The sequence below is a fragment of the Pseudomonas sp. P4_C3 genome (assembly GCF_056402075.1).
This window is the reverse complement of sequence record NZ_JBFUIC010000361.1, coordinates 1-3,734: the sequence shown is the minus strand read 5'-3', so window position 1 is coordinate 3,734 and position 3,734 is coordinate 1. Positions and strand designations below refer to the sequence as shown.

The window sequence follows — 3,734 nt, the reverse complement described above, 5'->3', positions numbered from 1 at the left end:
GCAAGGACCTGGCCGAGTCGTTCGGTCTGGAGAAGCCGGCGGGTGCGTTGGTTGCTCAGATCCAGGATGATGGCCCGGCTGCCAAGGGTGGTCTGCAAGTCGGCGACGTGATCCTGAGCATGAACGGTCAGCCGATCGTTATGTCGGCCGACCTGCCGCACCTCGTTGGCGCATTGAAGGCTGGTGCAAAAGCCAATCTGGAAGTGATTCGTGACGGCAAGCGCAAGAATGTCGAGCTGACCGTCGGTGCAATTCCGGAAGAAGGCAAGGAGATGGGCGCCGAGCCAAAATCCAGCATCGAGCGCAGCAGCAATCGCCTCGGTGTTTCCGTGGTCGAGCTGACTGACGACCAGAAGAAAACATACGACCTCAAAGGTGGTGTGGTGATCAAGGAAGTGCAGGACGGTCCTGCCGCTCTGATCGGCTTGCAGCCGGGTGATGTGATCACCCACCTGAACAACCAGGCCATCGGTTCCACCAAGGAGTTCGCGGACATCGCCAAGGCGCTGCCAAAGAACCGCTCGGTGTCGATGCGGGTACTGCGTCAGGGTCGAGCGAGCTTCATCACCTTCAAACTGGCGGAATAACCCGGTTGTTGGTTGAATAAAAAACCGCCTCGAAAGAGGCGGTTTTTTTTGTGTCCGGACTTTTTGTCTCCGAGGGCGTCAGCCCATCATGTCCTTGATCATGCGCTCTTGTTCCATCAGCTCACGTTGTCGTGCGTCGATCCGCGAAGACAGCGGGAAGTTCGTGCCGGCCTTGCGTTTGGCGAAGTCCAGTTGCTGAATGGCCTGTTTGTAGTCCCCGACCAGCGCAAAATACTCGGCACGAGCCTGATGCAGGCCGATGATATTGCCCGACAGGCCGCGCGTCTCGGCAACCTGATACCACACGTCCGGATCATCCGGACGGGACTTGAGCAGGCCTTCGAGGGCTTTCTCCGCATCGGCAGTACGGTTCTGCTTGAGCAGCAGGTCGACTCGCACTTGGTTCAGCGGGTAGTTGCCAGAGTATTGGCCCATCAACCGGTCAACCCGGGACTGGGCATCCGCCAGGCGATTGTTGGTGATATCCAGATCGACCTGAGCCAGGTTGTAGATGATTTCGTTGGGTGACTTGGCCAGCAACTGCTTGAGGTTTTCCCGTGCTTCGTTCAGTTGGCCGCCCTTGATCTGGGCGATCGCCAAGCCGTAGCGTGCTACGTCGTTTTTCGGGTTCTCGTCGAGCTGGGCGCGGAAGCGCTTGGCACCGAGYCCCGGGGTTTCTTCATAGATCAGTTGGACGCGTGCGCGGATCAGTTGATAGCGCATGCTGTCTTCGATACCTCCCTTTGGAAACTGTTCGGCGCGGTTGCGGGTGTCGGCGATACGCGATTCGGTGACCGGSTGAGTCAGCAGAAATTCCGGTGGCTTGGCATCGTAGCGGTACTGACGCCCCAGGCGCTCGAACATACTGGGCATCGAGCGGGGATCGTAACCGGCCTTTTCCAGATTGAGGATGCCGATACGGTCGGCTTCCTGCTCGTTCTGCCGGGAGAATCGCCGCTGTTCCTGGATGGCTGCGGCCTGTGTGCCGGCAATGGCTGCAATCCCGGCGTTACCGCCACCTGCGGCTGCCACCACGATACCCGCCAGCAATGCAGCCATCATGGGTACTTGCATGCGTTGCTGCGCTTCGACGCCCCGGGCAAAGTGGCGTTGCGACAAGTGAGCCAGTTCGTGCGCCAGTACCGAAGCGTATTCGCCTTCGGTCTGGGCGTAGAGGAACAAGCCACCGTTCACCCCGACGATCCCGCCCGGCGCGGCAAAGGCGTTGAGCTGCGGGCTGTTGATCAGGATGAACTCCAGGCGCCGGTCAGTGACCTGGCTGGTCTCCAACAGTTGGTAGACGCTGGATTCCACGTAATTCTTGAGTTGCGGATCGTTGAGCTGTGAAACCTGACTGCGCAACATGGCCAGCCAGGCGCGGCCGAGCTGGTATTCCTGTTGCGGTGAGACAATGGCAGAACTGGCGTCGCCGAGTGACGGCAGGTCGTCGGCGAAGCCCGGTGAGGCGAGCAGGCAAGCGAGCGTCAGCAGGGTAGGGCGCAAAAATGTCATGCACAAAGCCTTAGTCGACAAAGATCTTACTGTAGCCGGACACCGGCGTTGCGACCAGATATTCTAGGCAACTCAACCACCTGACCCGGAGTGATGCAATGACCGACGCTGTAGAGCATGACGTTGAACTGGACGCCAGTGGCCTGAATTGTCCGTTGCCGTTGCTCAAGGCCAAGATGGAGCTCAACCGGCTGGCCAGTGGTGCGGTGCTCAAGGTCATCGCCACCGATGCAGGTTCGCAACGCGACTTTCGCACCTTTGCGCGATTGGCCGGTCATACCCTGCTTCGTGAAGAAGATGACGCGGGTGTTTACCGCTACTGGTTGAAAAAAGCCTGAAATCGGCTGCGTTTGCTCCTAAGGATTATTGATGTTCAAAGTGTTACGCGACTGGATTCAGCGCTATTTTTCCGATGAAGAAGCGGTGGTGCTGGCTGTCCTGCTGTTTCTGGCGTTCACCGTCGTGCTGACCCTGGGCGGTATGCTGGCGCCGGTGCTCGCGGGCATGGTGCTGGCGTATCTGATGCAGGGGCTGGTGGTGACCCTCGAGCGCCTGCGGGTGCCGGGTTGGGTCGCGGTGGGGCTGGTCTTTGCGTTATTCATGGGGTTGTTGCTGGTATTCATCGTGGTGGTCGTGCCGTTGCTCTGGCACCAACTGATCACGTTGTTCAACGAGTTGCCCGGCATGCTTGCCAAGTGGCAGTCGTTGTTGCTACTGCTGCCCGAACGCTATCCGCATCTGGTATCCGATGAGCAAGTGCTGCGGGCTATCGAAGTGGCGCGGGGCGAAATCGGCAAGTTTGGTCAGTGGGCGCTTACGTTCTCGCTATCGAGCCTGCCATTGCTGGTGAACATCATGATCTATCTGGTGCTGGTGCCGATCCTGGTGTTTTTCTTCCTCAAGGATCGGGCCATGATCGGCCAATGGGTGCGCGGTTACCTGCCCCGTGAACRGGCGTTGATCACCCGGGTCGCCCATGAAATGAACCGGCAGATCGCCAATTACATTCGCGGCAAGGTCATCGAAATCTTCATTTGCGGTGGCGTGACCTACATCGCCTTCGTTGTTCTTGAGCTCAACTACGCGGCGCTGCTGGCACTGCTGGTGGGGATTTCGGTGGTGGTGCCTTACGTCGGCGCCGTGGTGGTGACCGTGCCCGTGTTTCTGATTGCGCTGTTCCAGTGGGGCTGGAGCGATCAGTTCATATACTTGATGGCGGTCTACGGGATCATTCAGACGCTGGACGGCAACGTGCTGGTGCCATTGCTGTTCTCGGAGGCGGTCAACCTGCACCCGGTGGCGATCATCTGCGCAGTGCTGCTGTTTGGCGGGTTGTGGGGCTTCTGGGGGGTATTCTTTGCAATTCCCCTGGCGACGCTGTTCAAGGCAGTGCTGGATGCCTGGCCGCGCAAGGAGCCGGAGGTGGCGCCATTGCTTTAGATTGTAAAAAGATCGCAGCCTGCGGCAGCTCCTACAGAGAAATGCGTAATCCTGTAGGAGCTGCCGCAGGCTGCGATCTTTTAAAGGTCAGGCTTTATTCAGGTCTTGAGCGGCAGCCAGCACCGCATCAACATGCCCCGGCACCTTCACGCCGCGCCATTCCTGACGCAACACGCCTTTGGCGTCGATCAGGAA

General features: G+C 58.9%; 4 protein-coding genes and 1 pseudogene. 3 read left to right on the top strand and 2 right to left on the bottom strand.

The annotated features are described in order from the left end of the window. Window positions 1-587 (top strand): PDZ domain-containing protein (locus AC1DVH_RS27570; protein WP_477756453.1); only part of this gene is annotated, 587 nt, incomplete at its 5' end. A gap of 78 nt (window positions 588-665) precedes the next feature. Here the strand turns inward: AC1DVH_RS27570 and AC1DVH_RS27565 are convergent. Beyond that, the gene (locus tag AC1DVH_RS27565; RefSeq protein ID WP_477756452.1) at window positions 666-2,099 is read right to left on the bottom strand and encodes a M48 family metalloprotease; all 1,434 of its coding nucleotides are present in this window, start codon (window positions 2,097-2,099) and stop codon (window positions 666-668) included. A gap of 98 nt (window positions 2,100-2,197) precedes the next feature. On the opposite strand from AC1DVH_RS27565, the gene AC1DVH_RS27560 reads away from it, so the two are divergent. Together AC1DVH_RS27560 and AC1DVH_RS27555 are read left to right on the top strand one after the other, a co-directional pair. Further along, window positions 2,198-2,437, top strand: coding sequence for a sulfurtransferase TusA family protein (locus AC1DVH_RS27560; protein WP_007996208.1), 240 nt, complete (start codon window positions 2,198-2,200; stop codon window positions 2,435-2,437). Window positions 2,438-2,468: 31 nt separating this feature from the next. Then, complete coding sequence (locus AC1DVH_RS27555; RefSeq protein ID WP_477756451.1) at window positions 2,469-3,539, top strand: AI-2E family transporter; 1,071 nt, start codon at window positions 2,469-2,471, stop codon at window positions 3,537-3,539. A gap of 87 nt (window positions 3,540-3,626) precedes the next feature. Here AC1DVH_RS27555 and AC1DVH_RS27550 read toward each other — a convergent pair. Continuing rightward, window positions 3,627-3,734 (bottom strand): annotated as a pseudogene (locus AC1DVH_RS27550) (peroxiredoxin); the annotation flags it as partial.

Coding starts and splice junctions, on each gene's coding strand:
- AC1DVH_RS27560 (WP_007996208.1), top strand. CDS start 2,198: ATGACCGACGCTGTAGAGCATGACGTTGAACTGGACGCCAGTGGCCTG.